The sequence below is a fragment of the Streptomyces sp. NPDC048411 genome (genome assembly GCF_040704695.1).
Taxonomy (GTDB): domain Bacteria; phylum Actinomycetota; class Actinomycetes; order Streptomycetales; family Streptomycetaceae; genus Streptomyces.
The window spans coordinates 1-3,492 of the sequence record NZ_JBEZKL010000270.1; the positions used below are offsets into that span (position 1 = coordinate 1).

At 66.0% G+C, this 3,492-nt stretch carries 5 protein-coding genes; 1 reads left to right on the plus strand and 4 read right to left on the minus strand.

All coding sequences use genetic code 11. The features are described from left to right. Positions 1-66: 66 nt before the first annotated feature. On the minus strand, positions 67-237 hold the full coding sequence (locus tag AB0915_RS38670) for a hypothetical protein (protein ID WP_366696024.1): 171 nt from the start codon (positions 235-237) through the stop codon (positions 67-69). Between the two features lie 404 nt (positions 238-641). Here AB0915_RS38670 and AB0915_RS38675 point away from each other — a divergent pair, with 404 nt between their 5' ends. Next, complete coding sequence (locus tag AB0915_RS38675; RefSeq protein ID WP_366696026.1) at positions 642-2,102, plus strand: epoxide hydrolase; 1,461 nt, start codon at positions 642-644, stop codon at positions 2,100-2,102. Positions 2,103-2,306: 204 nt separating this feature from the next. Here AB0915_RS38675 and AB0915_RS38680 read toward each other — a convergent pair whose 3' ends face one another. The 3 genes from AB0915_RS38680 to AB0915_RS38690 all read right to left on the minus strand — a co-directional run. Beyond that, on the minus strand, positions 2,307-2,579 hold the full coding sequence (locus AB0915_RS38680) for a hypothetical protein (protein WP_366696027.1): 273 nt from the start codon (positions 2,577-2,579) through the stop codon (positions 2,307-2,309). After that, positions 2,576-2,857 carry a hypothetical protein gene (locus AB0915_RS38685; RefSeq protein WP_366696029.1) on the minus strand — a complete coding sequence of 94 codons (282 nt, stop codon included), beginning with the start codon at positions 2,855-2,857 and terminating at the stop codon, positions 2,576-2,578. The genes AB0915_RS38680 and AB0915_RS38685 overlap by 4 nt, the downstream gene beginning before the upstream one ends. Positions 2,858-3,180: 323 nt before the next feature. Further along, on the minus strand, positions 3,181-3,492 hold a 312-nt coding region (locus AB0915_RS38690; RefSeq protein ID WP_366696031.1), incomplete at its 5' end, for a hypothetical protein.

Consider the following 3,492-nt stretch of genomic DNA (forward strand, 5'->3'; position numbering starts at 1 on the left):
GACCGGGTAGCGATGCCCCTTGTACGACGGCGCCGGGTTCCCCACGACGATCCCCCTCCAGCATGATCAACCCGAAGATCCAACCATGTCATCCGTCAACGTGACAGCGCCCTCCTGCTCCCAGCGGGCAGCGTTCGGGCTGATGCGGTACCAGGCGAAGTGCACCCGGATCGGGCGGCCGTCGTAAATGTCCTCGCCGTGGAAGTCACCGCGGTCGCCCGTGAAGCTGCCGATCACCGGGGGTTCCAGCCGGCTGGTCCGGCTGTCTCTGCTCCGGCGGGTCAAGGCAGAGGCCGGCCACATCGCGGACCGTGTCGATGAACATCGGATCCATGGACGGCTGCAAGCCAAACCAACGACGAACCTTCGACTCACGTCGGCAGGAGGCGCGTTGTGGGCTGCGAGGCGTCAACTGATCTCCGGCGACGCCGACCGGGCGATTGCGCCGATTGCGGGATACATGCATGTGACGTCCACCGGCGACGCGCACACGTGTCTCACGTTGAGGTGACCGGTTGGCGACAGGCCGAGGTCAACAGACAGGTGTCTGACCAGCCGTCTGATACGTGTGAAATCAGGTAGGGTTGTTGTCCGAGATACCCTAGGTGTGCGCTTAGGGATACTTCGCATCGTTGTGGTGTTTGCTGGCCTGGGTGGCCGATTGGCGTGCTACGTACAACAGTGCTGCGAATGTGACAGCGAATCGTCTGACATTCCTACTTCATGACGGACAGAAGGAGTCTTCGATGACAGAGAACGAGCGCTCGGGTCGGCTCGGCACCGATCGCCGCCGTTTCCTGGGTTTCGCGGCGGCTGGTGTCGTCGCCAGTCAGGTTGGCATGTTCGGCCAGGCTCAGGCAGCCACTGCCGATCAGGCGGCGTCGACGGGTGCCGGTACCGCGGCCGGGTGGGCGCCGCAGCCCGGCTCGGGCATCCGTCCTTTCCGTATCAAGGTCCAGCAGAAGGAGCTCAACGAGCTACGGCGGCGCATCCGGGAGACCCGCTGGCCGGATCGGGAGACCGTCAGGGATCGGTCTCAGGGCGCACAACTGACCAAGATGCGGCCTTTGGTGGACTACTGGGGTACCAAGTACAACTGGCGCAGCCTTGAGACGCGCCTCAATGCCCTGCCGCAATACATCACGGAGATCGACGGGCTGGACATTCAGTTCGCGCACATCCGTTCCCCGCATGCCGACGCCATGCCGATGCTGATGACGCACGGCTGGCCCGGGTCGATCGTCGAGTTGCTGAAGATCATCGATCCGCTGACCAACCCGACGGCACACGGCGGGCGTGCCTCGGACGCCTTCCACCTGGTGCTGCCGACCTTGCCCGGCTACGGCTTCTCAGGCAACCCGACCAAGGGCGGGTGGAATCCCGCCCGCACGGCGCGCGCGTTCCATGAGTTGATGCTGCGGCTCGGCTACCCGGAGTACGTTTCCCAGGGCGGCGACTGGGGTGCGATCATCTCGGAGGTGCTGGCGGTCCAGCAGCCGAAGGGGCTGCTGGGGATCCATGTCAACATGCCCGGTACCGTGCCGGACGACATCCTGCGGCATCTGCGCAACTTCGATCCGGCCCCGGCGAACCTGTCGGCGGATGAGACGAGGGCTTACGACCGGCTGCTTCACTTCTACCGTGACGGCTTCGGGTACGCGGCGATGATGAACCAGAGCCCGCAGACGATCGGCTATGCCCTGGCGGACTCCCCGGTAGCCATGGCGGCGTACTACTACGACAAGATCGCGGAGTGGACAGACTCCGACGGAGAGCCTGAGAAGCTCTTCACGTACGACGAGATGCTCGACGCCATCTCGCTGTACTGGCTGACCAACACCGGGGCGTCGTCGTCGCGGCTGTACTGGGAAGGCGCACAGGCCGGCGGCGGACCGTTCAACGCCGTTCCCATTCCGAAGCTTCCGGTCGCGGTGACGGTCTTCCCCGGCGAGATCTACCCCGCGCCGCGTAGCTGGGGTGAGCGGACCTTCGGCAACATCATCCACTGGAACGAGGTGGACAAGGGCGGTCACTTCGCCGCCTGGGAACAGCCGAAGATCCTGACCGATGAACTGCGCACCGCGTTCCGGGTGCTGCGGTAGGACGGCACGGGTGTCTGGGGCTGCGAGCACATCGCCGCCCCACACTCGGTCCCCGGCCGTATGCGACTTGTCCTGGCGGGGGTAACCCATCGAGCTCCTCGGTCCCGCCGGACAGCACCCCGCGCAGGCCCGCGACCACCCGGACGACCGCCTCAGTGACCCGGCGGTCCGGGTGCTGAACGCGGCGGTTCGCTGTGCTCTTTCCTAACCGAGCCAGACGAGCACAGCGATGCGGATCTCCCGGATGTCACGGAGAATGAGGTACTCGATGATGACCGGTTCGCCGGGGATTTCGAGGGAGTGGCGCACGCCGATGTCGTCCATGGGATCGCCAGGCGGTTTCCGTCCGAGGTCGATAGCACCGCCGACCTCGATGGCGAGCGCCCGCAAGAAGTTCGCGGTCATCTTTGCCAGATCGGGCGGCATGTCCAGAACGGCCTGTGCGGGGATCTCCGCAGTGCGGACCGTCCAACTCACTGGGAGCCTTCGACCCGTGCAATCAGGGCGTCGACGGAGACAAGACCCCGGCCGGTCGTAGCGTCGGCCCGTCCCCGCGCCGCGCCGGGAGCTCGGTTGAGCATCGCCGTCTTCCACCAGAGGTGCATCACGTCGGGAACAGCGGCCGCATCGGCCGCCAGGACCTTCCGGTAGAACTGGGCACGCTCCTCGCCGCTCAGTGAGTCGCCGATGGCGTTGATGGTGAGCGGGATCGCCGGAATCCTGCCGCTCACCGGGTGATCGGGCTGAGCAGTCACTGCCACCCTCCTTCGCTGTCGTATCCCCAGTGTCCTACGTCCTGGCGCCGGATGGGGCGAAGTCCCTGGACCTAGGACGACACGATGGTGCCCTGACCGACTTCTGGCCCTGCCTGCTCCGACACATAAGCCGCTGAAGAGCTGGAGGTACTCGAAGACCAGTACGGTCATCCGAAGTAGATCACGTGAGAAAGGGGGCCGGCGATGGCAAACGAGGCGGAGGGGCGAGTACGGCTGGGAGGTCGGACCGTGGCTCTGCCGAGGCTCCGCGAGAACGTGGGCGAGTTCGCCGGTTTGTTCAGCCCGGCCAAGGCCGAGACCGGTCACGCCGAATGCCGATCCGCCGGACGGTTCTTCGCCGCCGCCTCCTTGCGGATCGACGTCGCGGTGATCTGCCGGGCCTCGCCCAGCTGGACTACGTCGAGGACCTCTACCGCGACGGGAACGACGGCCACTGCAGCAGTGGCGCCGCCGCTGGCCGTGTCAATGCCGAGTTCGACCGCATCCGCCGGGAGCTGGGCGACCTGCCTGGCATCACTGCTAGGGCGTGTTTCGAAAGTCCCGCCTGCCTGGCGGCGTCTGGCACGCACGCTCGCTGCGTTGTCGGGGTCGCCCCGATACGCCCAGTATCGGGG